The 536-nt window shown below is 46.6% G+C and carries 1 protein-coding gene; it reads left to right on the forward strand.

The features are described from left to right. The coding region (locus R7093_RS27650) for a 3-dehydroquinate synthase family protein (protein WP_411913266.1) at positions 1-536 on the forward strand (536 nt) is incomplete at both ends.

Here is a 536-nt window from a genome sequence, read left to right on the forward strand (position 1 = left end):
GACGTTGTTGTCCCAAGTGGATTCTTCCGTTGGCGGTAAAACGGCAGTCAATCATCCGCTAGGTAAAAACATGATTGGCGCATTTTACCAACCGAAAGCGGTGATCATCGATACCAACTGTTTATCGACGCTACCTGAGCGTGAATTTGCTGCTGGTATAGCAGAAGTGATCAAATACGGCATTATTTATGATGGTGCATTCTTTGATTGGCTGGAAGAAAATTTAGACCGTTTGTACACGTTGGATGAAGACGCGCTTACCTATGCCATTGCACGTTGCTGCCAAATTAAAGCTGAAGTGGTTGCACAAGACGAAAAAGAGTCTGGAATTCGTGCGTTGCTCAATTTGGGTCACACTTTCGGTCATGCGATAGAAGCTGAATTAGGCTACGGCAATTGGTTACATGGTGAGGCGGTGTCTTCTGGTACGGTGATGGCGGCCAAAACGTCACTTCTGCGTGGACTGATTTCTGAAGAGCAGTTTGAGCGTATTATTGCATTGTTGCGCAGAGCGAAATTGCCAGTCCACACACCCG

The organism is Vibrio sp. 1580 (genome assembly GCF_033340055.1).